This is a genomic window from Polynucleobacter necessarius (genome assembly GCF_900095185.1).
Taxonomy (GTDB): Bacteria; Pseudomonadota; Gammaproteobacteria; order Burkholderiales; family Burkholderiaceae; genus Polynucleobacter.
The window spans coordinates 295762-320016 of sequence record NZ_LT606948.1 but is presented as its reverse complement, the minus strand read 5'-3'; the positions used below and the strand labels follow the sequence as shown (position 1 = coordinate 320016).

The 24255-nt window shown below is 46.5% G+C and carries 18 protein-coding genes and 3 pseudogenes; 10 read left to right on the top strand and 11 right to left on the bottom strand.

The genetic code is table 11. The features are described from left to right. Positions 1-6: 6 nt before the first annotated feature. Positions 7-697, top strand: a pseudogene (locus DXE31_RS01980) (ABC transporter ATP-binding protein). Between the two features lie 20 nt (positions 698-717). Here DXE31_RS01980 and DXE31_RS01975 read toward each other — a convergent pair. Next, a complete protein-coding gene (locus DXE31_RS01975; protein ID WP_114697627.1) occupies positions 718-1911 on the bottom strand; it encodes an acetylornithine transaminase in 1194 nt (397 codons plus the stop codon). A gap of 68 nt (positions 1912-1979) precedes the next feature. Beyond that, positions 1980-3013 (bottom strand): annotated as a pseudogene (locus tag DXE31_RS01970) (CDP-6-deoxy-delta-3,4-glucoseen reductase). Positions 3014-3040: 27 nt separating this feature from the next. Here DXE31_RS01970 and DXE31_RS01965 point away from each other — a divergent pair. Further along, positions 3041-3937 (top strand): SDR family oxidoreductase, encoded by an 897-nt coding sequence (locus DXE31_RS01965; RefSeq protein WP_231969288.1) that lies wholly within the window; start codon positions 3041-3043, stop codon positions 3935-3937. On the opposite strand, the gene DXE31_RS01960 is transcribed toward DXE31_RS01965, so the two are convergent. The 3 genes from DXE31_RS01960 to DXE31_RS01950 all read right to left on the bottom strand — a co-directional run bounded on the left by DXE31_RS01960 (position 3918) and on the right by DXE31_RS01950 (position 7759). Beyond that, on the bottom strand, positions 3918-5690 hold the full coding sequence (locus tag DXE31_RS01960; protein ID WP_114698621.1) for a glutamine--tRNA ligase/YqeY domain fusion protein: 1773 nt from the start codon (positions 5688-5690) through the stop codon (positions 3918-3920). The two genes, DXE31_RS01965 and DXE31_RS01960, sit on opposite strands and share 20 nt — an antisense overlap. An 85-nt stretch (positions 5691-5775) precedes the next feature. Further along, positions 5776-7278 carry a tripartite tricarboxylate transporter permease gene (locus DXE31_RS01955; protein ID WP_114697626.1) on the bottom strand — a complete coding sequence of 501 codons (1503 nt, stop codon included), beginning with the start codon at positions 7276-7278 and terminating at the stop codon, positions 5776-5778. Positions 7279-7297: 19 nt separating this feature from the next. Beyond that, on the bottom strand, positions 7298-7759 hold the full coding sequence (locus DXE31_RS01950; RefSeq protein ID WP_114697625.1) for a tripartite tricarboxylate transporter TctB family protein: 462 nt from the start codon (positions 7757-7759) through the stop codon (positions 7298-7300). Between the two features lie 122 nt (positions 7760-7881). Between DXE31_RS01950 and alaS the strand changes: the two genes are divergently transcribed. Beyond that, positions 7882-10506 carry an alanine--tRNA ligase gene (gene alaS / locus DXE31_RS01945; protein ID WP_114697624.1) on the top strand — a complete coding sequence of 875 codons (2625 nt, stop codon included), beginning with the start codon at positions 7882-7884 and terminating at the stop codon, positions 10504-10506. Further along, positions 10503-10748 (top strand): sulfurtransferase TusA family protein, encoded by a 246-nt coding sequence (locus tag DXE31_RS01940; protein ID WP_415077795.1) that lies wholly within the window; start codon positions 10503-10505, stop codon positions 10746-10748. Before alaS ends, DXE31_RS01940 begins: the two co-directional genes overlap by 4 nt. A gap of 71 nt (positions 10749-10819) precedes the next feature. Here DXE31_RS01940 and galU read toward each other — a convergent pair whose 3' ends face one another. Both galU and DXE31_RS01930 read right to left on the bottom strand, forming a co-directional pair. After that, a complete protein-coding gene (galU, locus tag DXE31_RS01935) occupies positions 10820-11704 on the bottom strand; it encodes a UTP--glucose-1-phosphate uridylyltransferase GalU (RefSeq protein ID WP_114697623.1) in 885 nt (294 codons plus the stop codon). 31 nt (positions 11705-11735) lie between these two features. Then, on the bottom strand, positions 11736-14627 hold the full coding sequence (locus tag DXE31_RS01930) for a valine--tRNA ligase (protein WP_114697622.1): 2892 nt from the start codon (positions 14625-14627) through the stop codon (positions 11736-11738). A 24-nt stretch (positions 14628-14651) separates the two neighbouring features. On the opposite strand from DXE31_RS01930, the pseudogene DXE31_RS01925 reads away from it, so the two are divergent. Both DXE31_RS01925 and DXE31_RS12295 read left to right on the top strand, forming a co-directional pair. Then, positions 14652-16339: pseudogene (locus tag DXE31_RS01925) on the top strand (UvrD-helicase domain-containing protein). Continuing rightward, on the top strand, positions 16326-16559 hold the full coding sequence (locus DXE31_RS12295) for a hypothetical protein (RefSeq protein WP_114697621.1): 234 nt from the start codon (positions 16326-16328) through the stop codon (positions 16557-16559). Before DXE31_RS01925 ends, DXE31_RS12295 begins: the two are co-directional and overlap by 14 nt. A gap of 33 nt (positions 16560-16592) precedes the next feature. Here DXE31_RS12295 and DXE31_RS01915 read toward each other — a convergent pair whose 3' ends face one another. The 3 genes from DXE31_RS01915 to DXE31_RS01905 are packed head-to-tail and all read right to left on the bottom strand — an operon-like array spanning position 16593 to position 18744. Next, positions 16593-17372, bottom strand: a complete 780-nt coding sequence (locus DXE31_RS01915; protein WP_114697620.1) for a BPSS1780 family membrane protein — start codon at positions 17370-17372, stop codon at positions 16593-16595. After that, on the bottom strand, positions 17369-18346 hold the full coding sequence (locus DXE31_RS01910) for a homoserine kinase (RefSeq protein ID WP_114697619.1): 978 nt from the start codon (positions 18344-18346) through the stop codon (positions 17369-17371). Before DXE31_RS01910 ends, DXE31_RS01915 begins: the two co-directional genes overlap by 4 nt. Positions 18347-18369: 23 nt before the next feature. Next, complete coding sequence (locus tag DXE31_RS01905) at positions 18370-18744, bottom strand: hypothetical protein (protein WP_231969287.1); 375 nt, start codon at positions 18742-18744, stop codon at positions 18370-18372. 116 nt (positions 18745-18860) lie between these two features. On the opposite strand from DXE31_RS01905, the gene polA reads away from it, so the two are divergent. The 4 genes from polA to DXE31_RS01890 all read left to right on the top strand — a co-directional run bounded on the left by polA (position 18861) and on the right by DXE31_RS01890 (position 23380). Further along, positions 18861-21686 carry a DNA polymerase I gene (polA, locus tag DXE31_RS01900; protein ID WP_114697617.1) on the top strand — a complete coding sequence of 942 codons (2826 nt, stop codon included), beginning with the start codon at positions 18861-18863 and terminating at the stop codon, positions 21684-21686. 48 nt (positions 21687-21734) lie between these two features. Further along, positions 21735-21887, top strand: a complete 153-nt coding sequence (locus tag DXE31_RS10940) for a twin-arginine translocation signal domain-containing protein (RefSeq protein WP_231969285.1) — start codon at positions 21735-21737, stop codon at positions 21885-21887. A gap of 75 nt (positions 21888-21962) precedes the next feature. Next, complete coding sequence (locus tag DXE31_RS01895; protein ID WP_331851976.1) at positions 21963-22601, top strand: dienelactone hydrolase family protein; 639 nt, start codon at positions 21963-21965, stop codon at positions 22599-22601. Positions 22602-22606: 5 nt separating this feature from the next. After that, positions 22607-23380, top strand: coding sequence for a ZIP family metal transporter (locus tag DXE31_RS01890; RefSeq protein WP_114697616.1), 774 nt, complete (start codon positions 22607-22609; stop codon positions 23378-23380). Positions 23381-23396: 16 nt separating this feature from the next. Here the strand turns inward: DXE31_RS01890 and DXE31_RS01885 are convergent, their stop codons facing one another. Further along, positions 23397-24227, bottom strand: a complete 831-nt coding sequence (locus DXE31_RS01885; protein WP_114697615.1) for a sulfurtransferase — start codon at positions 24225-24227, stop codon at positions 23397-23399. Positions 24228-24255 lie beyond the last annotated feature (28 nt).

Sequence of the window (24255 nt, the reverse complement as noted above, 5' to 3'; positions counted from 1 at the left end):
AAAAATGTGAAAGATCTAAAAGTGTCCTATGGCGGCATTAATGCTGTGAAAGAAATCAATCTATATGTGAATCAAGGGGAGTTAGTTGCTTTAATTGGCGTCAAGGGTGCAGAGCTCAAGTCTTAAAGCGATTGCAGGTTTGTTGGTTCCATTAGCTGGTGAGATTGAATGTTCTAAACAGCCCGCTAAAAAACGATCCGCTTATGAGTTGGTTCAACTTGGTTTGGGAATGGTTCCAGAGGATCGTGGAGTCTTCAAGCGCATGACGATCCTAGAAAATCTCCAAATGGGTGCTTATTTAAAATCGAATACTCAAGAAATTGAGCGCAAGCTTGAAGAGGTGTTTTTATGTTTCCCAAGACTTAAAAAGTGCTTATCTCAGTTGGCTGGCACCCTCTCCGGGGGTGGGCAACAAATGGTTACTATGGGTAGAGCGATGATGGCTGAGCCAAAATTACTATTGCTTGGCGAGCCCTCAATGGGCTTATCTCTCATCATGGTAGAAACGAGTTTTGATGTGATTTGGAGTTTGTCTGCGAGTGGAATGACTATTTTGTTAGTAGAGCAGAACGCTCGTTTGGCTCTGCAGATGGTAGAGCGGGCTTATCTCATGGAGAGCGGTTTGGTTACCCTAAGTGGATCAGGTAAAGATCTGCTTGAAGACACTAGGGTAAGGAATGCCTACTTGGGTGAGTGAGAAGGCAGAGCTGAAGACTCTTAAGCAACTTCTTTAAGCAGCTCACGCAACATGCTGCTCGTCTGAAGAATTTCTTCATCAGAGACATTTAAAGCGGGCATAAAACGGAGTAAATTTGGTCTTGGTGAGTTAATCAGCAAACCTTCAGGGTTGCGATCTCGCGCAAGTTCAACCAGTTTTGGGCCAATATCTTTACCCAGCATGAGGGCACGTAACAAGCCTTCACCACGTTCACCCTCTAAATTAAATTCTGCAGCCAGTTTGAGTAACTCGGATTTGAGCAATGCCCCTTTGGCTTTTACATTTTCCAAAAATCCAGGGGCAAGTAATTGTTCAATCACGCTGATCCCTACAGCAGCCATTAATGGATTGCCGTTATAGGTGCCGCCTTGATCACCAGGCACAAAGCAAGCAACTTCATTCGTTGCCAGTAGCGCTGCCAACGGAACACCACCACCAATTCCTTTACCCAAGGTCATGATGTCAGGCTCGATACCGTAGTTTTGGTAAGCAAAGAGTGTTCCAGTACGACCGCAACCTGCTTGCACTTCATCGGCAATCAATAGAATATTGTTTTTTTTGGTGAACTTGCGTAGTTCACGAATAAATTCATGGGTAGTTGGTATAACGCCACCTTCGCCTTGAACTGGCTCTAGCATGACTGCCACGGTTTTATCGGTCACTAGCCTTTGCACAGACTCTAAATCGTTTAAATCTGCTTTAGGAAATCCTGCCACCTGAGGGGCGAACATCGTATCCCAGTTTGGTTTTCCAGAGGCGCTCATGGTGGCCAAGGTGCGACCATGAAAGCTGTGATCAAAGGTAATGATTTCAAAGGCGCCAGCTTTGTTCAGTTGCCCCCACTTGCGGGCAAGCTTGATCGCACCCTCGTTAGCTTCTGCACCGCTATTTGCAAAAAAGACTTTGTCAAAACAACTATTTTCTGTCAGTAAATTAGATAGGCCAACCATAGGTTCGTTGTAAAACGCTGGGCTAGGATTGATTAGCTGCTTTGCTTGAGTGTTGAGCGCCTCAATCATGCCTGGATTGCAATGACCCAAGCAATTCACAGCCCAACCCTGTAAGAAATCTAAATAGCGTTTGCCATTATTATCACTTAGCCATGAGCCTTTACCTTTAACCATGATCACCTCAGGACGAGGGGTGATAAACATAACTGAATGGGTATCAATGGGCTGGATTGACTTATTCATGCTGGTTTAGGGTGATAGGTTGGTGAGGTTAAGTTTGTATTATCTCGCTAAATCGACTTTTACTGTTCTTAGACTGTGGCTAAATCAGCCGCGCTGGTAAAGGAGTTCGCAAAGAATTCTTCTTCAGGGAGATGACATTTAGATGAAAAGCCGTTTCGGCGGTATTAACCATTACCGGAGCCCCGCAGGGGTATACCTGGAAATCCTGTATATTGGGGTGGTCTACCATGACGGCTGATGGACAAAACCAGTGCGCCCTAGACGGCTGTCTTCCACTAAGGCAGCCGAAATCACAGGGGTGTATTTAAAGTCTGGCACTTCTTTTTCTCCAAGATTTGAATGGTTCATCTAAATACAAATCACTGGGACGTCTTCCACCCCAATATAAGTGCATAGGTTGTGCCATTTTCTTTGCTTGCATTTATTCGATGATGGATTTGATGGGGGCAAAGCCTGTACCTGCGACAACAAACAGAATCGGTTTTTTGGAGCCTTCTCTTAAAAAGAAGCTGCCTAGGGGCCCCTCAAAATGAAGAATATCTTTTTCTTTTAAGGCGGGAGTGACTGTCCCGAAGACAAAATCCGTAAATAAACCACCTGGAAGATGGCGGATATGCAGCTCAAGGGGCCCTCCTCTTGAGCTGGTGCGTTAGCAATGGAGTAAGCGCGACGCTGACCATCTTTGAGAAGAACTGCCCCGCTAAAAACTGGAAGCGTTCAGCGGCAGGTAGCTGGAGCTTTAGAATCGCTACAGCATCACTGGGTTTGCTGATGGTGTTGACTCGGCGCGGGATCTTACGAATAGCAATATCTGCCTGCACCTTGGACTTCCCGGGCCTCAATGAGGAGGTCCGATTGGGGATGGGAGCAGCAAAACAAAATGCTCCCAGCCGTTTCACTGGTCTTACTAAGAGCGCTATCGCTATGCTGACCATGACTCACTTGACCTTCTAAAACTTTATCCTTGAAAGAGTCACAGGCCCTATTTTTACAGCCATAGGGTAGGTTAATTCCTTGACGTAGGGCGGCCTTCCAGAAGCGTTTCGTCTAGATTCATAGTAAATGGTTTGCCGCTCGTTTTGAGCGTGACTTGATAAGACACTCTCATTCCTTTTAATAAGTCGTTACGATGTTACTTATGCAATCTTTTGGTAAACCTTCAGTCCTGATCATTGGTTGTGGAGATATCGGACGTCGCGTAGCTACCAGGCTTGTTCGAGGCCATCGTGTTTTTGCTCTGACTTCTCAACAAAATCGCTTTCAGGAGTTGAGGGAGGTTGGCGCAATTCCCATTTTGGGTAATCTAGATCATCCAGAATCTCTATGGCGTCTTGATGGTCTAGCGCAAACTGTTATTCATTTGGCGCCGCCTCAAAATAGTGAAAATCGTGATTGCCGAACCCGCAACCTAATTCGAATTTTAGCCCAAGGCTCTAATACCGTCAGGCGCCTCATTTATATCAGTACTACGGGTGTTTATGGTGATCAGCGAGGCGCTAAAGTAAGCGAGACAACCCTAGTCAATCCAGAGAGTGACCGCGCTAAAAGACGGGTAGATGCTGAGTGTGTACTTCGATTATGGGCACCAGCCCACGGTATTGTATTAACCATTTTGCGAGTGCCTGGAATTTATGCTGCCAATCGCCTCCCGATAGATCGTCTTCATGCGCAAACCCCTGCCCTAGTGCCAGAGGAAGATGCCTATTCCAATCATATTCACAGCGATGACTTGGCGCGGCTAATTTGTGGGGCTGTTTATCACGGCAAGCCCCAGCGCATCATTAATGCTTGCGATGGTGGTGAAACCAAAATGGGTGATTACTTTAATGAGATCGCTGATGCTTTTGGCTTGGAAAGACCCAAGCGCTTACCCGCTAGTGAGTTGCAGAAAATGGTGAGTCCTATGCTGTGGTCATTTATGCGCGAATCTCGCAGGGTCACGAGCACCCGCTTACAAGAACTCAAAACGCCACTACGCTATCCAAGCGTAGGACATTTTTTGAAAACTATTTCCAAGAATTCTTGAGACCAACCGTACGATTAAATACGGGTTTGCCAGGCTTGGAATCATTCATGTCTGCAATAAAATAACCATGGCGTTCAAATTGAAAACGATCTTCAGATTTGACATCCTTCATGCAGGATTCTAGGTAGGTAGAAATGGTTTGCTTGGAGTCAGGATTAATGGTGTCCAAGAAATTCTTATCGCCGCTGTCTGGATGTGGATCGGTAAAGAGGTGGTCGTATAAACGTACTTCAGCCGGAATAGCATCCGCAGCGCTGATCCAATGGATATTGCCTTTAACCTTATAGTTATTAGAGCCAGGCGTACCGCTTTTGCTATCTGGAAAGTAGATCACCTTGACTTGAGTGACAGTTCCCTGTGGATCAGTCTCAAAACCAGTGCATTCCACCACAAAGCCATGGCACAAGCGCACACGACTACCGGGTTGATCGCCAATCGGTGGGTATAGTCGGAAGAAGCCCTTTCCAGGCTCTTGCATAAAGTCATCGGCTTCAATCCATAACTCGCGTGTGAAATGGAATTCTCGATTACCCCATTCTGGATGATTAGGATGGCGAGGTGCAGAGCAGGATTCGCTTGTAGAGGCATCAAAGTTTTGCACAACTAGTTTGAGTGGTTTAAGTACTGCGGTAGCACGAGGAGCGCGAAGCTCCAGATCATCTCGGAGCGCTTGATCTAAGGTCCTCATATCAATCCAGCTATCGGCCTTAGAAACGCCAATGCGCTCGCAGAATAAGCGAATACTCTCTGGTGTATAGCCACGTCGGCGAATGCCAACCATCGTTGGCATTCTTGGATCATCCCAGCCCTCAACATGCTTTTCTTCAACTAACTGCAGAAGTTTGCGTTTGCTGGTGATGGTGTAGGTTAGATTTAGACGAGCAAATTCATATTGATGTGGCACGGGGTCTTTGAAGACGCCTAATTCTTTAAGTGAATTTACTATCCAGTCATAAAGTGGACGATTGTTCTCAAACTCCAGAGTACAGATGGAGTGAGAGACGTTTTCTAGGGCATCAGAGATGCAGTGTGTGAAGTCATATAAAGGGTATATGCACCACTTACTGCCAGTGCGATGATGATCAGTATGGCGAATGCGATAAACCACAGGATCACGCATCACGATATTGGGGTGTGCCATATCAATCTTCAAGCGAAGAACATGTTCACCATCTTTAAATTTAGCATCACGCATCTCTCGAAATAGCTGCAGATTTTCTTCTGGGCTGCGGTCGCGATAAGGGCTATTTATTCCTGCTTGGCCGAAGTGACCGCGATTTGAGTGAATGTCATCGGCGCTTTGACTATCAACATAGGCCTTGCTATTCTGAATCAGGATCTCAGCAAACTCATAAAGTTTGTCGAAGTAGTCGCTGGCATGATAAAGATGGGTGCCCCAATCAAATCCTAACCACTTCACCGCATCCAAAATACTGTCAGCGTATTCAATATCTTCTGTGACTGGATTAGTGTCATCCAGGCGCATATTGCAGCGCGCCCCTCCTGATTGATTGTTGTAATCAGCAGCCAAGCCAAAATTCAAGCAAATACTTTTGGCATGACCAATATGCAGATAGCCATTTGGTTCAGGTGGGAAACGCGTAATGATCGATGGGATCGCTTCGCCTGCTAAATTTGTACGTTGTGAAAAAGCCCCACTGGCTAAATCGTGATCGATGATCTGACGCAAGAAATTAGATGGCTCGGTAACTGCGCTGGTATTGGCTTTGAATGGTTTGCTATCTTGAGACATAGCCACATTGTAGAGAAAACCTCAGTCCATAAAGAAAAAGCCTGCAAACTACTGCGGCGGGCTCTTTTTTCGAGAGGAGCGGGAATTAATCCTCGACGAAAACCTCTTCACGAGGCTGCTTCACTGCTGGTAATACCACGATCACAACTAAGAGGGCTGCGGCAATCAGCAAACCTAAGGAGAGTGGGCGGGTTACAAAGGTTGTAAAGTCGCCCCGAGATAGCAATAAGGCACGGCGGAAGTTCTCTTCCATCATGGGTCCAAGAACGAAACCCAAGAGTAATGGAGGGGGTTCGCAACCCAGTTTGAAGAATAGGTAGCCAATCAAGCCAAAGCCTGCAGTGACATATACGTCAAACACGGTGTTATTCACCGTGTAAACACCGATACAGCAGAACACCAAAATTGCTGGGTAGAGAAAACGATACGGAATCTTCAAGAGCTTCACCCAGATGCCGATGAGTGGCAAGTTCAGGAGAATCAACATCATGTTACCTATCCACATAGAGGCGATTAGACCCCAGAACAATGCTGGGTTACTGGTCATTACTTGTGGGCCTGGTTGAATGTTATGAATAGTCATCGCACCAACCATCAAGGCCATTACCGCATTTGGTGGAATGCCTAATGTTAGCAATGGAATGAATGAGGTTTGTGCAGCAGCATTGTTTGCTGCTTCAGGACCAGCAACCCCTTCAATTGCACCTTTGCCAAATTCATGGCTGTACTTGGAGGATTTTTTCTCGACAGAATAGGCGCCGAAGGCTGCCAGAGCAGCACCGCCTCCTGGCAAGATACCCAGAATGGAACCAATGGTGGTGCCACGCAAAATTGAGGGAATCATGCGTTTAACGTCATTTTTAGTGGGAACCATGCTGGTGAGTGTGTTGAGGAATCCCTCATCATCACCGGATTTCTCCAGGTTGCCCATAATTTCGGCAAATCCGAAGACGCCCATGGCAACGGCTACGAAGCCAATACCGTCGCTCAACTCGGGAATATCGAATGCATAGCGTGAAACGCCAGAGTTCACATCGGTGCCAATCAAGCCAATCAAGAGCCCTAGGATGATCATGCCGATCGCTTTGATTAAAGAGCCAGAGGCCAACACAACCGCACCGATCAAGCCCAAGACCATCAGCGAGAAATACTCTGCTGGGCCAAACTGAAAGGCTAGTTGAGAGAGGGGTGCTGCAAAAGCAGCCAATACCAAAGTCGCTACGCAGCCTGCAAAGAAAGAGCCCATACCAGCGGTGAAGAGTGCAACACCAGCACGCCCATTACGAGCCATTTGGTATCCATCGATTGCGGTTACGACCGAGGACGTCTCTCCCGGAATATTGAGAAGAATTGCTGTGGTTGATCCGCCGTACTGTGAGCCGTAGTAAATACCAGCCAACATAATTAAGGCGGCGATTGGAGGTAACGCATAGGTCGCAGGTAACAGCATTGCAATTGTGACGATTGGTCCCAGGCCAGGCAAAACACCAATTAAGGTACCTAAGATACAGCCAATCAGGCAGTACAGAAGATTCTGGAGTGTGAACGCGGTATCAAAACCGAGAGCTAGGTTTGTGAATAAATCCATTTTTCAAAGTCCCGGTTTGTTATTGTTGTAGAAATACAGGCAGAAGCGGGAACTGAAGTTTCAATCCCAACGCAAATACTGAATAAGTAAAGGTCACCAAAAAGGCCGCATTAATAAGAGTGCCTTTCCAAGTAAATTCTTTGCTGGTGCTAGCGGCAACAAAAACCAAAACCACTACAGCAATCAAGAAGCCCAGATGCGGAAGTAAGAGGCCATAGAGAACTACTGCACCAGTTATTTGCGCCATGATGCGCCAATTAAATTTAGGGATAGATGCAATGGCTGCTTTTGCACCAAAGGCCTTCATAGTTACCAAGACGCCCAAGAGGAACATCAAGATGCCTAAATAGAAGGGAAAATAGCCTGGACCCATTTTGGCGGCAGTTCCCATTGGATATTGGGTTGCCACGATGGCAAAGAAGGCGCCGATGACTATGTACATGACCCCAGCCCCAAAATCCCGTTGATTGCGAATTTTCAAGATGCTCTCCCTGTTGTCGACTTACCTGCCAATTTTTATTGATGTCGTCGAATTGTAAGGCAGGTTTGGGCCTTATGACCTAGCGTTTGCCCTAGGCTAGTGCCAATGCGATAATTATTGTTATGAAAGTCTCCCAAATTCGCCAGACTTACCTGGATTTCTTTGCCCAAAATGGCCACCAAATCGTCTCCTCCAGCCCTGTAGTGCCGGGTGATGATCCTACCCTGCTATTTACCAATGCAGGTATGAACCAATTCAAGGACGTATTTTTAGGCTTTGATAAGCGCCCCTATCACCGTGCGACGACTGCCCAAAAGTGCATCCGAGCGGGGGGTAAGCACAATGACTTGGATAACGTCGGTTACACGGCTCGTCACCATACTTTTTTTGAAATGCTGGGAAATTTCTCTTTTGGAGACTATTTCAAAAAAGAGGCGATTCAATTTGCCTGGGATTTATTAACGCAGGTATTCATGTTGCCAAAGGAAAAGCTCTTAGTTACCGTATATGCCGAAGATGACGAGGCTTATGAGATTTGGAATAAGCAAATAGGTGTTCCAGCCGATCGCATCATTCGTATTGGTGATAACAAAGGTGCGCGCTATGTCTCTGATAATTTTTGGATGATGGGCGATACAGGCCCCTGCGGCCCTTGCACTGAAATTTTTTATGACCACGGCGAACATATTGCTGGCGGCCCCCCAGGCAGTCCGGATGAGGACGGTGATCGTTTTATCGAAATTTGGAATAACGTGTTTATGCAGTTCAATCGTGATGAAGCGGGTGTGATGCATCCGCTATCTAAACCTAGCGTTGATACTGGTATGGGTCTCGAGAGAATTGCCGCAGTTTTGCGGCACGTACACTCCAATTATGAAATCGACCTCTTTGTCAATCTCCTCAAGGCGGCAAAGGATGCGGTTGATGCAGCCGGAGGTGAAAACTGTGATGCTGATAGCCCTTCATTAAAGGTAATTGCTGACCATATTCGGGCATGTAGTTTTATTGTTGTAGATGGTGTGATTCCTGGTAATGCTGGACGTGGCTATGTGCTGCGTCGCATAGCACGGCGTGCGATTCGTCATGGCTATAAGCTGGGTGCGCGCAAGCCATTCTTCTATCAACTGGTGCCTGCACTTGTGAAAGAGATGGGTGATGCTTATCCAGAATTGCGTGCTGCACAAGACAAAGTTAGCGCAATCATTAAGCAAGAAGAAGAGCGCTTTTTCCAAACGATTGCCAATGGCATGGAAATTTTAGATGGCGCCTTAGCTGGTGGTGCAAAAGTAGTGGACGGTGAAACAGCGTTCCGTCTGCATGATACCTTTGGCTTCCCCTTAGACTTGACTGCTGACGTTTGTCGTGAGCGGGGTGTTTCTGTCGATGCGGGTGGGTTTGAGGTGGCGATGCAAAAGCAGCGCGACCAAGCGAGAGCAGCTGGTAAGTTCAAAGTAGCACAGGGACTGGAATACAAAGGTAAACCTACCCAGTTCCATGGGTATGACACTCTAAAACATGAGGGTGCCAAGGTAACCGCACTCTATGTGGATGGTTCCGCTGTGCAGTCGGTTAAAGCGGGCGATGCAGTAGTTATTGTTTTAGACAATACTCCTTTCTATGCTGAATCCGGTGGCCAGGTCGGCGACAAGGGTGAGCTTCGTAACGAAAGCGTCCGCTTTGCCGTAGAGGATGCCTTCAAGATTCAGGCCGACGTATTTGGCCATCAGGGCGAAGTCCTTGAAGGTGAGATTAGGGTGGGTGATTCTCTGAATGCCCTAGTTGATGCTCAACAAAGAAGCGATACGATGCGTAACCATAGTGCAACCCATATCTTGCATAAAGCATTACGCGAAGTGTTGGGTGACCATGTGCAGCAAAAGGGATCTTTAGTTGATGCAACAAAAACCCGTTTTGACTTTACGCATAACGCCCCGATTACGGCTCAACAAATTCGCCGTATTGAAGACATCGTTAATCAAGAGATCTTGGAAAACACTGCAACCTCAGGCAAAGTGATGTCATTGGATGACGCTCAAAAAACTGGCGCAATAATGCTCTTCGGCGAAAAGTACGGCGAAGAGGTACGCGTTTTAGAGATTGGTAGCTCGAAAGAGCTGTGTGGTGGCACTCATGTTGCCCGTACCGGCGATATTGGAAGTTTGAAGATTGTTTCAGAAGGCGGTGTTGCTGCCGGTATTCGTCGCGTTGAGGCAGTCACAGGTAATAATGCACTGCATTTCTTGCAAGGCTTGGAAGATAAGATTAATGAGGCTGCAAGTATTCTTAAAACCCATCCCGGGGATTTGGTAAATCGCGTTGCCCAACTACAAGAAAATCTACGTCAAGCTGAGCGCGAATTAGAGAAGGTAAATTCGAAGTTAGCTGCAAGCCAGGGCGATGAGCTAGCTGGGCAAGCGATTGAGGTAAACGGCCTCAAAGTTCTTGCTGCGCGTCTTGATGGCGCAGATGCTGGCGTACTTCGTGAAACTATGGATGCGCTCAAGGCCAAGTTGAAAACTGCAGCGATTGTGTTGGCATCTGTACAAGGCCATAAAGTCCACTTGATCGCCGGAGTGACTGCCGACGCTATTGCTAAGGTAAAAGCAGGTGATCTCGTGAACTTTGTGGCTCAGCAAGTAGGCGGCAAAGGAGGCGGTAAGCCCGAAATGGCTATGGCTGGCGGTACTGATGCAAGTAAATTAGGCGCTGCATTAGCAAGCGTAAAAGATTGGGTGGCTCACAAATGAGTGATACTGTGAATATTGCATTTAATGCGGAAGTTGATGCTATTGGCATGAACTGCCCCTTGCCTATTTTGCGGACCAAAAAAGCGTTGGCTACTATGCAGTCTGGCGATGTACTAAAGATCAAAGCCACAGATGCTGGTGCTACTCACGATTTCCCAGCATTTGCCAAGCAGACAGGCAATGAGTTGCTGGCGAGCACCACAGAGGGTGATGTGTTGGTTTTCTTTATGAAGCGTAGATAACGGCAAATACTTTTGCTCAAAATCAAAAGGCAGAGACTGATCTCTGCCTTTTTAATACCTGCTAGAAAGATTTAAGTTAAGGAGCGGCTCTTTAAGTAGGCTGCAAAGTCTGTGGAGACTTCTGGGTGACGCAAGGCAAACTCTACTGAGGCCTTGAGATATCCCAATTTGCTGCCGCAGTCATAGCGCACACCATCGTACTCATATGCAAAAACGGCCTCCTCTTTCAACAAAGAGGCGATTGCATCAGTCAGTTGAATCTCCCCGCCAGTGCCTGGCTTGAGATTACGAATATGGGTAAAGATATCAGATGAGAGAACATAGCGTCCGACAACAGCAAGGTTCGACGGCGCATCTTTGGGTTGCGGTTTTTCTACGATTCCATCTAGGCGATAAATCCCTTGAGAAACCTCAGATCCCGAAACAATGCCATAAGAGCTACTTTTAGCTGGATCAATGTTTTCAACTGCGAGCACTGACCCATTCTGCTCTTCAAATACTGTCAGCATTTGCTTCAGTACAGGAGGCTGACCATCCAAGAGGTCGTCAGCCAAAATGACAGCAAATGGCTTATCACGAACTAATTTTTCAGCGCACAAGACGGCATGACCCAAACCCAATGCTTCAGGTTGGCGAACATAGACGCAGTCGACATGACTGGGTTTAACACTACGCACAATCTCGAGAAGAGCTTGTTTATTTTTTGCCTCTAATTCAGCTTCCAGCTCATAAGCTTTATCGAAGTGATCTTCAATAGCACGTTTGCTACGACCGGTTACGAAAATCATCTCTGTAATGCCGGCTGCAATCGCTTCTTCAACAGCGTACTGAATCAGCGGCTTATCAACCACATTGAGCATCTCTTTTGGGCTGGCTTTGGTGGCTGGCAAAAAGCGTGTTCCTAAACCCGCTACTGGGAAAACTGCTTGAGTCACTGCTCTAGTACGTAGTGGCATTTCACTTCCAATCGCTGTGTAAGGCTACGGTTTATTTCAGACGCTCTAATTGTGCAACAAGCTTCTGATGGTTTTTCTCAAAACCTGCAAGACGTTGTTTTTCTTGAGTTACCACCTCGGCTGGGGCACGAGCTACAAAGCTCTCATTGGTTAATTTGCCCTTAGCTTTATTCATTTCATTGGCGAGGCGCTCAATTGCTTTGCCTAGACGAATACGCTCAGCAGCAACGTCAACTTCAATCTTCAGGAGTAGTTTGATATCTCCAACTAGCGCGATTGGTGCTCCAGGAGCATCTTTTTCTAGAGCAGACTCGTCGTTGTAGATTTTGACTTCAGTTAGCTTAGCAAGCGCCATGAGGTAAGGGGTGGCTTTTTCCAAGAAGACTTGCGGCCCACAAATCCAGAGGGGCACTTTTTGACCTGGAGGGACTTGCATCTCCCCACGCAAATTACGACAAGCATCCACAATTGCTTTGATCTGTGTAACCCAAGCTTCACTTTTTTCATCAATCTTCTCAAGTTGCGCAGTAGGGTAGGGCTGCAGTGCAATGCTTTGTTTGCTTTGCTTTGCTAGCTCTTTCCCAGACTTGGGTCCTACGGTTTGCCAAAGTGTCTCGGTAATAAATGGGATCAATGGATGCGCCATGCGCAATATCGTTTCCAAAACACGCAACAGGGTCCGACGGGTAGCGCGTTGTTGTGCTGGCGTACCAGTTTGTAATTGCACTTTGGCAAGCTCAAGATACCAATCGCAATACTCGTCCCAGACAAACTGGTAAATACTGCTTGCGATATTGTCAAAGCGATACGCTTTAAAACCTTTTGCAACTTCAGCCTCAGTTCTTTGGAGTTGTGAAACGATCCACTTATCTGCAGGTGAAAAATCGAGGTAGCCATCTGGTCCGCATTGATTATCGCATGGGGCAAAACCATTATCTTCATCGCCACCAGGGCAGTTCATCAAAACAAAGCGCGATCCATTCCAAAGCTTGTTGCAGAAATTACGATAGCCTTCACAACGTTTTTGATCAAAATTGATATTGCGCCCGAGCGAAGCTAGGGACGCAAAAGTAAAGCGCAAGGCGTCAGCACCAAATGCCAGAATACCTTCTGGAAATTCTTTTTTTGTTTTTTTTCTAATGCTCTCAGCTTGTTTGAGATTCATGAGGCCAGTTGTTCTTTTGCCTACAAGCTCATCAATCTGAATGCCGTCAATGAGATCAATCGGATCCAGAGTATTACCTTTAGATTTGCTCATCTTTTCGCCTTCAGCATCTCTGACCAAGCCATGAACATAAACCGTATGGAATGGTACTCTTCCTGTGAAGTGGCAGGTCATCATGACCATACGAGCTACCCAGAAGAAGATGATGTCAAATCCAGTTACTAAAACAGATGAGGGTAGGAAGTGATTTAAGGCAGGCATTTCCTCTGGCCAACCTAGGGAGCTAAAGGGAACCAGTGCGGAGCTAAACCAGGTGTCCAGAACGTCTGGGTCTCGGGTAAGATTGCCTGAGTAACCTACTGCTGCTGCATTACTCCTGGCTTCCTCTTCGGATCGAGCAACAAAGATCTGACCGTCATCTCCGTACCAAGCGGGAATTTGATGGCCCCACCAGAGTTGGCGAGAGATACACCAATCCTGAATATTTTCTAACCACTGAGTGTAGGTACTGATCCAGTTTGCTGGAACGAGCTTAATGTCGCCTTTTGTTACCGCATCTAATGCTGCGCCTGCGATTGAGGAACCAGGTTGATACTTATTATCTGGACTTAGCTTGGACATCGCTACAAACCATTGATCTGTGAGCATTGGTTCAATGATGGTTTGAGTGCGATCACCACGAGGCACCATTAATTTGTGCGGCTGAACTTTTTCTAATAAACCTGCAGCATCGAGATCCGTAACCACTTGCTTGCGAGCGGCAAAACGTTCCATACCTTGATAAGCGGCTGGAGCATTTTCATTTATTTTGGCATCCAAAGTCAGAATATTGATCATGGGTAACTGATGACGTTGACCTACTGCATAGTCATTAAAGTCGTGAGCAGGAGTTACTTTCACAACGCCAGTACCACAGTTCAAATCTACATAGTCATCTGCAATGATCGGGATGTGACGGTTACATAAGGGCAAGTTGACGGACTTGCCAATGAGGTATCTGTAGCGCTCATCTTCTGGGTTTACCATGACGGCGACGTCACCAAATAAGGTTTCAGGGCGTGTAGTGGCAACAGTCAAATGGCCAGAGCCATCGGTTAATGGATAGCGGATGTGCCACATCGAGCCATCCTCTTCTTCGCTCACAACTTCTAAGTCTGAAACTGCAGTACCGAGTACTGGATCCCAGTTGACTAAGCGCTTGCCGCGATAAATTAAACCTTGCTCGTGCAAGCGCACAAAAACTTCAACCACGGCTTTGGACATCTTACTGTCCATAGTGAAATATTCTGTACCCCAATCGATCGATGCGCCAAGACGACGCATTTGTCTGGTAATCGTATTGCCAGAAGTCTCTTTCCACTCCCATACTTTTTCTAAAAACTTTCCACGACCTAAGTCATGACGAGAAATTTTTTGCGCATCGAGTTGACGCTCAACCACGATTTGAGTGGCGATACCAGCGTGATCTGTGCCTGGCACCCACAAAGTATTTTTGCCAGACATGCGGGCGTGGCGAACCAAGCTATCCATGATAGTTTGGTTAAACGCATGACCCATGTGGAGGGTGCCTGTCACATTAGGTGGTGGAAGTTGAATAGAAAAATTCCCCTTGCTTTCATCCATGGTGGCATCAGCAATGCCTCGGCGCTCCCACTCAGGACCCCAATAGGCCTCTATCGGGGCTGGTTCGTAGGATTTGGCGAGCGCGTCCGCTGAGCTGATCGCTGGTGAATTAGGGGTATTTGAGGCGTTTGGCATAAGAGGTTAATTATAATTGGGCCGATGTACTCAGACTTGCTCGCGCACCTCAATCCAGAACAGCGCGAGGCAGTGACCCTTCCGCCTGTTAATGAAAATGGCCAAGCCCAGTCTGCCTTGATTTTGGCAGGGGCGGGGGGAGCGGTAAAACCCGCGTCTTTACCCCCGTATAGCCTGGTTGATTCAGACTGGTCAGGTATCCCCTATTGGCGTCTTAGCAGTCACATTCACCAATCAGGCCGCCAAGGAGATGCTGTTACGCCTAAGTGCCATGCTGCCAACGAATACTCGTGGCATGTGGATTGGCACTTTTCATGGCCTCTGTAATCGCTTATTGAGAGCGCACCACAAAGAGGCTGGGTTGCCCTCTATATTTCAAATTCTGGATACACAAGATCAATTATCTGCCATAAAGCGACTTTTAAAGGGTCTAAAGGTAGATGATCAAAAGTATCTCGCAAAGCAATTGCAGTCTTTCATTGCGCATGCCAAAGCGCGCGGACAGCGGGCAAAAGATTTATCGATAGGTGATGACTTTCAGGCCAAGATGGCACAACTTTATGCGGCTTACGATGAGCAGTGTCAGCGTGAGGGTGTAGTTGATTTTGCCGAGCTTTTATTGCGTAGTTACGAATTACTGAAACACAGTGAAGCGATTCGTACGCACTACCAAGAGCGTTTTCGTCACATCTTGATTGATAAGATTCAAGATACTATTGCTTTGCAATGTGCCTGGTTGAAGTTGTTATCAGGGTATGATGCTAGTCGCATCAATGTGAGCGGTATGGGTAGTGGTTCGGTATTTGCAGTGGGTGACGATGATCAAAGTATTTATGCTGTCCGCGGCGCTGATGTAGAAAACATGCGTCTCTATGTACTTCATTTTCTCGGGTGGTTCATTTCCCCACTCGCGGAATCGGAGCAAGATCAATTGAAGCATTACAAGATGCTGCTAGAGCGCAACAGTGTTCTCTCTATTTGGCAGCATCTACTTTAGAGGGTAAGCGGGTGCGGCACTGAGTGGATTTGTGCGCTTAGTAGATCACATGCGTGAGGCTACTCGTCACAATACCCTCCCAGAAACGGTTGAGTTTGTGATTCATTATTACTTGTCAGAGCGCGAATGGCAAGATCGCGTGGAAAACTTACAAGAATTGATTAATGCTGCAACTGCCTTCATTGCAGAGGAAGGGTACGGCCAAGACGCAGCAGCAATGTTGCCAGGCGAAAATGCTCCGGGCGATATTGAGATTTCACCTTTAGCTGCTTTTTTATCGCATGCTTCACTCGAGGCTGGAGATAATCAGGCCCAAGCGGGGCAAGATGCAGTGCAATTGATGACAGTGCACTCTGCAAAGGGTCTAGAGTTCACCTCGGTATGTATTACCGGTCTTGAAGAGGGATTGTTTCCTCATGAGGATAGCGTGAATGAGCAGAACGGCCTCGAGGAAGAGCGGCGTCTCATGTATGTCGCCATCACTCGAGCCAAAGAACGCCGATACCTGTCGCATACTCAATCACGCATGTTACATGGCCAAGTTCGTTACAACATGCCATCTCGATTCTTAGAGGAGCCGCCCTCAGACTTAGTGAAGTGGCTTACTCCTAAGGTAAGGGATGCGCGCTGGGGAGGCGGTAATTTAAGAGCAGGCGTAACTTGGCAAGATGGCTATACCCGTCAGCGCGATGATGAGTCCAATGACTTTTTTTGAGTCTGGTTCCGAACATCAAAGACCTGCTAAACGAGTAGGCTCTGCTTCAATGGAAGTAAAGCGTTTAGCGTCGCCCCCGCGAGGTAGCTACCTATTCAAAATTGGGCAGAATGTATTTCATACTAAGTTTGGTGAGGGTCAAGTGACAGTGTTAGAAGGTGTTGATGCTGATGCTAGAGCATCAGTCAATTTCAAGCGTCATGCCATTAAATGGCTGTAACTCAGCATTGCCAAGCTGGCAGCAATTGATTAACTAGGCATCCAATACAACTTCGTCTTCGGCAAAGCAAGCCTTCCAAGCAGCATAGACAGAGCAGTGCATGATAGTAAGAGCCACCATGGATATGGGAGCAATAATGAATGAGGCGGCTTGACCTAAATTCATCGCATCAAAGATCATTCCGATCATTAAAGGAATGGCGATCAAAATGACGCTCCAAATAGAGAGGTAGTAAAAGAATGCAGCTTTGTTCGTCCAGAAGGCTAAACAGCTAGAAAAAAGGGCCTGAGCGACTGACATATCAGCCCAAGCGATTAGGACTGGTGAGAACCACATCACCATAGCAATAGGCACATAAAGCATTGCACCGAAAAAGAGGATGAGGTACACCTGTCGCAGTGCTTCGGGAGTGATGGGTTTATCACTCGTCATTAATGGCAGAAGTAATTCAAAGTCTACTAAGAGGCTTAGGATAAAGCTCATTAGTAAGATCATGCCTGCGTATACCAAACCTAACTGCAGAATTCTTTTTCGCACAACCGAGCTAGATTGCAGTGCAATTAAGTAGACCATCGGTCTAATGTGTTCCTTTTGTATCGCTTCGCGACAGGCCGTCATAAATCCAACGGAGAGCGTTGGATTTAGCAATAGAACTACGAATACGCCAATGACTGGAATGATGACTCCCAGTTGTGCGGCGAATATATACATAAATACGAGCATTAAGAAGCCCAGAGGATTGTGCTTAAAAAGCCAAATGCCTTGTCTTATCCAGGTGTAACCCTCTTTAGGCGCTACGGAATTCAGTTTCATAGAGATCGACGGCTCAATAAGATGTGTTCAAAGTGGGTGGGGTCATGTGGGGTTAGCATCTGCGCATCCCGTGGCATATGGAAATCCCATAATCTGGAAACCCAAAAACGCAAAGCTGCAGCGCGAAGCATGAGTGGCCAACACGCTTGTTCTTCCTTGGTAAAAGGACGCACTGCTTGATATGCCTTAAGAAAGGCATCTAAACGTGCTGGATCGAAATCCTGTTTATCACTGGAAAGGCACCAATCATTTGCGGTGACAGCAACATCAAATAACCATTTATCAGTACCGGCAAAGTAAAAATCAAAGAAGCCGCCTAAATGATCCTGTGAAACCCCATTTGATTCGTTGACATCAAACAAAACATTGTCGCGAAAAAGATCGCAATGACTTGCGCCTTGAGGGAGCCCATCATAAGCAGCTGAGGAAAAGAAATTCTCTTGAGTCTTAAGCTCATGAGTAATTAACTCTCTCTGTGAGGTCCTGAGGTGGGGTAATACGGAAGGAATTGTTTTTTGCCACCACCCAAGACTGCGAAGATTTTCTTGCGAATGAGGATAGTCTTTTCCAGCCAAGTGCATTTTGGCCAGCTTGTCACCAACAAGTGCGCAATGATTAGCATCCGGCTCAAGCCTGGAGCGCCCTGGCAGTTTAGTGACAATCGTGGCTGGCTTGCCCTTGAGGCTAAAAAGTATTTCGCCTTGATGGTTTGCAATAGGCTTGGGAACTGGAATGTCTTTGTTTGCCAGATGACACATTAACTCCAAATAAAAAGGGAGTTGCTGTGCGGACAGTCTGTCGAAAATAGTTAAGACATACTCTTGCTGCTTACCATCTTGAATAGTGTCTAAGAAAAAATTGGAATTCTCAATGCCACCATGAATGCCGCGAATTTCAGTTGCTTGGCCGATATCAAAGTCTTGAGTAATCCATGTGGAGATATCCTCAAGCTCGATTGGGGTAAATACGGCCATAAACTGGTTGCAATAAACAGTTTTTATCTCAGCGGAATGCTAATGCTGGGAACGCTGATCAGATCAGTTTCTTTGGGTGGGCCTGGCATGACTGATGTTGGGGGTGCCATCTCATAACTAGTGTATGGCATTTTCACATCAACTTGTGTTGGTGCATTCATATCCCTGTACTCACTAATAGTGGTGCCATTTTTATCTTTGTACTGATAGTTAGGCTTACGTTGTTCGGGGTTATTCATTGCACCACTTCCGCTGACCGCTGGGGCAAGGGGTTGATTGTTAATGCGATTTAATTCAGCTGGGCTAAGGGCTTGGCTGTTATTCTGAGACTGTGCTGATGTGGCAACGAAAAGCCCAAAAACCACTAAAACACCCTTCATGGCTTGGCTTTGACTCATTCTGCGGCCAACTAAGTTCGTTAAATAATGCATTTTTTCACCTTTTTAAACCTACGCTCGAGCGGTTCCGTAACCGGACCGGTAGGTAATTCACAACTAGATTGTACGATTGCGGTATGACTAAACATAGACTCTTGTTGGTAGACGGCTCAAGCTACCTTTATCGCGCCTTTCATGCCATGCCAGACCTCAGAAATGGGGCTGGAGAGCCCACGGGGGCTATCTATGGCATGGTCAATATGATGCGTCGGGCTAGGTCTGAGCTTAAAGCTGACCATATCGCCTGTGTTTTTGATGCCAAGGGCAAAACCTTCCGCGATGAAATGTACTCTGAATATAAGGCCTATCGCTCCCCTATGCCTGAGGATTTGGTCAAGCAGATTGAGCCTATTCATGCCATGGTTAAGGCTTTGGGTTGGCCGGTACTTATGGTTTCGGGAGTGGAGGCTGATGATGTGATTGGCACTTTGGCATGTCAAGCTATCCAAGCGGGTTGGGAGACGATCATCGCTACTGGCGACAAAGATTTGGCGCAATTAGTGAATTCTTCCGTTACGCTTATCAATACGATGACAAATGAGAAATTAGATATTGATGGTGTCAAAGAAAAGTTTGGCGTTCCCCCTGAATTAATTGTGGATTATTTATCCATCATCGGTGATGCGGTAGATAATGTGCCAGGCGTACCTAAAGCAGGTCCTAAAACAGCCAATAAATGGCTGACAGAATTTGGTAGCCTCGATAACTTGATGGCTAATGCGGATAAGGTAAAGGGCGTTGTTGGTGAGAATTTGCGTGCGACATTAAGTTGGTTGCCCCAGGCTCGCCAACTCATTACGGTAAAAACTGATTGTGATTTATCGTCACATTTACCAAGCTTAGATGATTTACATGCAAAGCAAGAAGATGCGCCATTACTTCGAGAGTTAATTGAGCGCTATGCATTTAAGACCTGGTTGCGCGATGTGGAGAAGCAGCTTACAAGCCCACAGATGCAAGATGAGGGAGCCGCTTTTGATTTAATGGGCACTCCGATTTCATTTTCTGAAACTGATATAGACGGAGAAAAGAAGCCTCGCATCATTGCGAGTTCTACAACAAAAGATTTATCACAAGAAACACGCGATTCTCAGGGCGCTATTGAGCGTCACTATGAATGCGTGGTCGATGAAGCCGCTTTGGAGAAGTGGTTAACGAAGATTGAAGCTTCGCCTTTAACCGCAGTCGATACTGAAACTACGAGTCTTGATGCACTTGCTGCCGAGCTTGTTGGAATCTCTTTGTCAGTAAAGCCGGGTGAGGCTTGTTATATCCCAGTTGCGCATCGTAATGGTGAAGTGCAACTTGATCGTAACTTGGTTCTTGCGCGCTTAAAACCCTGGTTAGCAAGCACTAATCATTTAAAGGTAGGGCAAAACCTCAAGTACGACACTCACATTTTTGCCAACTATGGAATTCGCTTGACTGGGGTTGCGTTTGATACTTTGCTTGAATCCTATGTCCTCGAATCGCATATGCCACACAATATGGATAGCCTAGCCGAACGACACCTGGGCATGAAAACGATTCGCTATGAAGAGGTTTGTGGCAAAGGTGTTCATCACATCGGCTTTGATCAGGTTGATCTCAAAATAGCTACAGAATATGCCGCAGAAGATGCTGACATCACACTGCGACTGCATCTAGAGTTATGGCCGCAAATTCAGGAAAGTTCTGGACTTCTCTATATCCATGAGAATGTCGAGATGCCAGCTATGCGAGTGTTGGGCATCATGGAACGCAATGGCATTCGGATAGACTCGGCGTTTTTGGCTAAGCAAGGTCAGCAGGTGGGTAGACGTCTATTAGAGTTGGAAGGTGAGATACATAAACTAGCAGGACAACCTTTTAATATCCAGTCGCCCAAGCAAATTGCAGAAATTTTATTTGTACAGCTTGAGCTACCGGTGATCAAAAAGACACCCTCAGGTGCGCCATCTACAGATGAGGAAGTCTTACAAAAGCTGGCAGAAGACTACCCACTTCCAGCGCGGATTCTTGACTATAGAAGTTTGGCAAAGTTAATGTCGACTTATATTGAAAAGTTGCCACGCATGGCCGATCCCAAAACGGGGCGTGTGCATACTAATTTCTCTCAAGCTACCGCTGTTACAGGGCGCTTAGCTTCAAGCGATCCAAACTTACAAAATATTCCGGTGCGTACTGAAGAAGGGCGTCGCATTCGGGAGGCTTTTATTCCCGCTGAGGGATGTAAATTATTATCAGCAGATTACTCGCAAATTGAGTTACGCATCATGGCCCATATTGCTGAAGATGAAAACTTGCTTGCTGCATTTAGGGCAGGTAAAGATGTTCACCAGGCGACTGCAGCTGAGATCTTTGGCATTCCCTTAGATGAGGTAAATTCCGAGCAGCGACGTTATGCCAAGGTGATTAACTTCGGTTTGATTTATGGCATGAGTGCTTTTGGCTTAGCGGGTAACTTAGGCATCGAGCGTTCTGCTGCACAAAACTATATTGCTAAATACTTTGATCGCTATCCAGGCGTTGCTCAATACATGGAGCGTACGCGTTTTGAGGCGAGAGAAAATGGATATGTAGAGACTGTTTTTGGTCGCCGCCTTTGGTTGCCGGAAATCAAGGGCTCTAACGGGCCTCGTCGCCAAGGTGCAGAACGTGCGGCAATTAATGCGCCGATGCAAGGAACTGCTGCTGACCTGATCAAGCTAGCCATGATCGCAGTGGAGAATTGGCTGGAAAAAGAGCAGTTAAAAACGAAGATGCTCCTCCAGGTGCATGATGAATTGGTGTTTGATGTGCTCTTTGATGAACTCGAGCTGGTTCAGGCGAAGTTGCCTGATTTAATGTGCCATGTCGCCGATTTGAAGGTTCCTTTAGTCGTTAGTATTGGGATTGGGGATAATTGGGAAGAAGCCCATTAAATTCCAGTTGTTTAATATATGAAAATGAGAAGCGAGGAGACACGTGTTATGAGTAAAGAAATTCAAAACAGTCGACGCAATTTTATGAAGACATCGGCAATTAGTGCTACTGCAATTGGCGTGGGATTTGTGGCAGCCTCAGAACCTGTGATTGCTGCTGCGACCGAAACACACTTTAAAGGCCTCAAAGCAGGCGAGTAAATGATCCCAGTTGGCAGTTTGCAGATGCCATCTTATGTATCACGTCCAGAAAAAGCGAAAGGCTCTTGACCCATTGTGATTGTGGTGAGTGAAATTTTTGGTGTGCATGAATATATTGCGGATGTCACAAGACGCTTTGCAAAATTAGGTTACCTGGCAATTGCGCCAGAATTCTTTACCCATGCTGGTGATCCCAATGCTTATGGAACCGTGGCAGAAATTCAGCAAAATATTGTGGCCAAAACTCCAGACGCACAAGTGCTAAACGATTTACAAGTTGCCCTAGTTTGGGCTGGCAAGAATGGTGGCGACCTTAAGCGCGTTGGCATAACTGGCTTCTGTTGGGGTGGTCGCATTACTTGGTTGTCTGCTACTTTGCCGCAAGTGCGAGCTGGTGTGGATTGGTATGGTCGTGTGATTGGCGAGAAGACTGAAAACAGTCCGCGCCATCCCGTCGTAGATATTGCCGCAGATTTAAAGGCCCCGGTACTCGGTTTATATGGTGCCGCTGATACCGGTATTTCTCTAGAGAGTGTTGAGCAAATGCGAGCAGCGTTAGCGCAAGCAGCCCCTAAAAATCCTGCTGCTAAAGCCTCCATGATTGCAGTCTATCCAGATGCTCCGCATGTATTCCACGCAGACTATCGCGCTACCTACCCTAAATATGGTTGGGAAAAATGTTTGGCATGGTTTAAGAAAAATGAGGTAGCTTAATCTGTATGTCGGTTTTACAAAGCATTCTTTTAGTCACTGCCTTCGCTGGAACAGCTAGCGTCTTGGTAGCCGCTAGCTGCTCATTGGCTTTGTTGTCCAAGATGGTCAACAACATGGTGAGTTTGTCAGTTGGAATTTTGCTGGCGACTGCCTTATTACATTCATTGCCTGAAGCATTCAGCATGGAGGGCACAAGCTCCCAGCTTCTGTTTGCTACTTTATTGGCTGGCTTGCTGGGCTTTTTCTTTATGGAAAAGATTGCTTTATTGCGCCATGATCATCATCACGAAGGTGATGGCCATCATCATCATCATGGGCATGATGCAGAGAATGCAGGTCGTAGTGGTTGGATGATTTTGGTAGGCGATGGTATTCATAACTTTGTGGATGGCATCTTAATTGCCGCCGCTTTTATGACTGACTATCAAGTGGGTATCTTCACTGCAATCGCGATCATTGCTCATGAAATCCCTCAGGAGATTGGTGACTTCATTGTTCTTCTTAATGCAGGATTTTCGCGTGCCCGTGCCTTGTTTTACAACTTCATATGCGGCTTAGCGGCGGTTGCAGGTGGAGTATTGACTTATTTCTTTTTGGAAAAAGCCCATGCAGCAATGCCATATTTGTTAGTGATTGCTTCTAGCAGTTTTATGTATATTGCAGTCAGCGATCTCATTCCGCAAATGCATCGTCGTCCACATTGGGCAGAATCTTTGCGTCAAGCGCTTTTGATAGCATGCGGCGTAGGTTTTGTCGTCCTGCTCTCTATGTTGCATTGAGACGGATTAAGGAGTCTTAGAGCTTAATCGGCCTTTTAGGATCTGCACACCATTCACTCCAGCTGCCTGCATAAAGGCGTGAGCCTTTAAAGCCCGCTAACTCCATGGCTAGAATGTTGTGGCAAGCGGTTACTCCAGATCCACATTGATGAATAATCTCAGAAGCTTTCATTAGCCCAAGGACATCTGAAAACTCTTTAAATAACTGCTCGGGGGTTTTAAAGGCAGTCGCGCTCAGATTATTTTTAAAGAAGCGATTTGTGGCGCCTGGAATCTGTCCCCCAACCGGATCTAAAGTTTCATTTTTTCCATGAAAGCGATCTTCTGTACGGGCATCCAAAACTTTGCATTTTTGAGAGCTGAGGTTTTCAACAACTTCATCGACTAGAACGAGTCCTGCATATGGCATTGAAGCAATTGCCTGGGCGCAAGGTGTAGGCACCCTCGGAATTGTTCCCATCGGTCCATGCCAGGCATCAAGACCACCATCCAGAACACGCACATTGGCATGGCCCGTTGCTTTTAGCATCCACCACAAACGGCTAGCGTAGACGGAGTCTTGGTTGTCGTAAGCAACGACTAAGGTGTTGGGGCTCATCCCAAGACACTTTTTAGTTTGCGCCCAAGCCTCAGGACTTGGAAGAGGATGTCGCCCATTGGAGCCATTTTTTTTTCCGGAGAGATCTTTATCTAGATCGACATAGATTGCGCCAGGGAGGTGACTTTCTTCATAAGATTTTTTGCCGATCAAGGGATCAACTAAATCAAAGCGGCAATCGCAGAGCAAAACCTCTTCGCCACTATTCATGATTTCTTCTAATTGGTTTGCGGTGATTAGAGGACTCATATCTACTTCCTATTAAGTGGTGAGGAAA

Excerpts from the sequence above, each read along its gene's own strand:
- DXE31_RS01930 (WP_114697622.1), bottom strand. The coding sequence starts at position 14,627 with ATGCCAAACGCCTCAAATACCCCTAATTCACCAGCGATCAGCTCAGCG.
- DXE31_RS01910 (WP_114697619.1), bottom strand. The coding sequence starts at position 18,346 with ATGGCCGTATTTACCCCAATCGAGCTTGAGGATATCTCCACATGGATT.
- DXE31_RS01975 (WP_114697627.1), bottom strand. The coding sequence starts at position 1,911 with ATGAATAAGTCAATCCAGCCCATTGATACCCATTCAGTTATGTTTATC.
- alaS (WP_114697624.1), top strand. The coding sequence starts at position 7,882 with ATGAAAGTCTCCCAAATTCGCCAGACTTACCTGGATTTCTTTGCCCAA.
- DXE31_RS01955 (WP_114697626.1), bottom strand. The coding sequence starts at position 7,278 with ATGGATTTATTCACAAACCTAGCTCTCGGTTTTGATACCGCGTTCACA.
- polA (WP_114697617.1), top strand. The coding sequence starts at position 18,861 with ATGACTAAACATAGACTCTTGTTGGTAGACGGCTCAAGCTACCTTTAT.
- DXE31_RS10940 (WP_231969285.1), top strand. The coding sequence starts at position 21,735 with ATGAGTAAAGAAATTCAAAACAGTCGACGCAATTTTATGAAGACATCG.
- DXE31_RS01965 (WP_231969288.1), top strand. The coding sequence starts at position 3,041 with ATGTTACTTATGCAATCTTTTGGTAAACCTTCAGTCCTGATCATTGGT.
- DXE31_RS01960 (WP_114698621.1), bottom strand. The coding sequence starts at position 5,690 with ATGTCTCAAGATAGCAAACCATTCAAAGCCAATACCAGCGCAGTTACC.
- DXE31_RS01890 (WP_114697616.1), top strand. The coding sequence starts at position 22,607 with ATGTCGGTTTTACAAAGCATTCTTTTAGTCACTGCCTTCGCTGGAACA.
- DXE31_RS01915 (WP_114697620.1), bottom strand. The coding sequence starts at position 17,372 with ATGAAACTGAATTCCGTAGCGCCTAAAGAGGGTTACACCTGGATAAGA.
- DXE31_RS12295 (WP_114697621.1), top strand. The coding sequence starts at position 16,326 with ATGACTTTTTTTGAGTCTGGTTCCGAACATCAAAGACCTGCTAAACGA.
- DXE31_RS01905 (WP_231969287.1), bottom strand. The coding sequence starts at position 18,744 with ATGAGTCAAAGCCAAGCCATGAAGGGTGTTTTAGTGGTTTTTGGGCTT.
- galU (WP_114697623.1), bottom strand. The coding sequence starts at position 11,704 with ATGCCACTACGTACTAGAGCAGTGACTCAAGCAGTTTTCCCAGTAGCG.
- DXE31_RS01885 (WP_114697615.1), bottom strand. The coding sequence starts at position 24,227 with ATGAGTCCTCTAATCACCGCAAACCAATTAGAAGAAATCATGAATAGT.
- DXE31_RS01940 (WP_415077795.1), top strand. The coding sequence starts at position 10,503 with ATGAGTGATACTGTGAATATTGCATTTAATGCGGAAGTTGATGCTATT.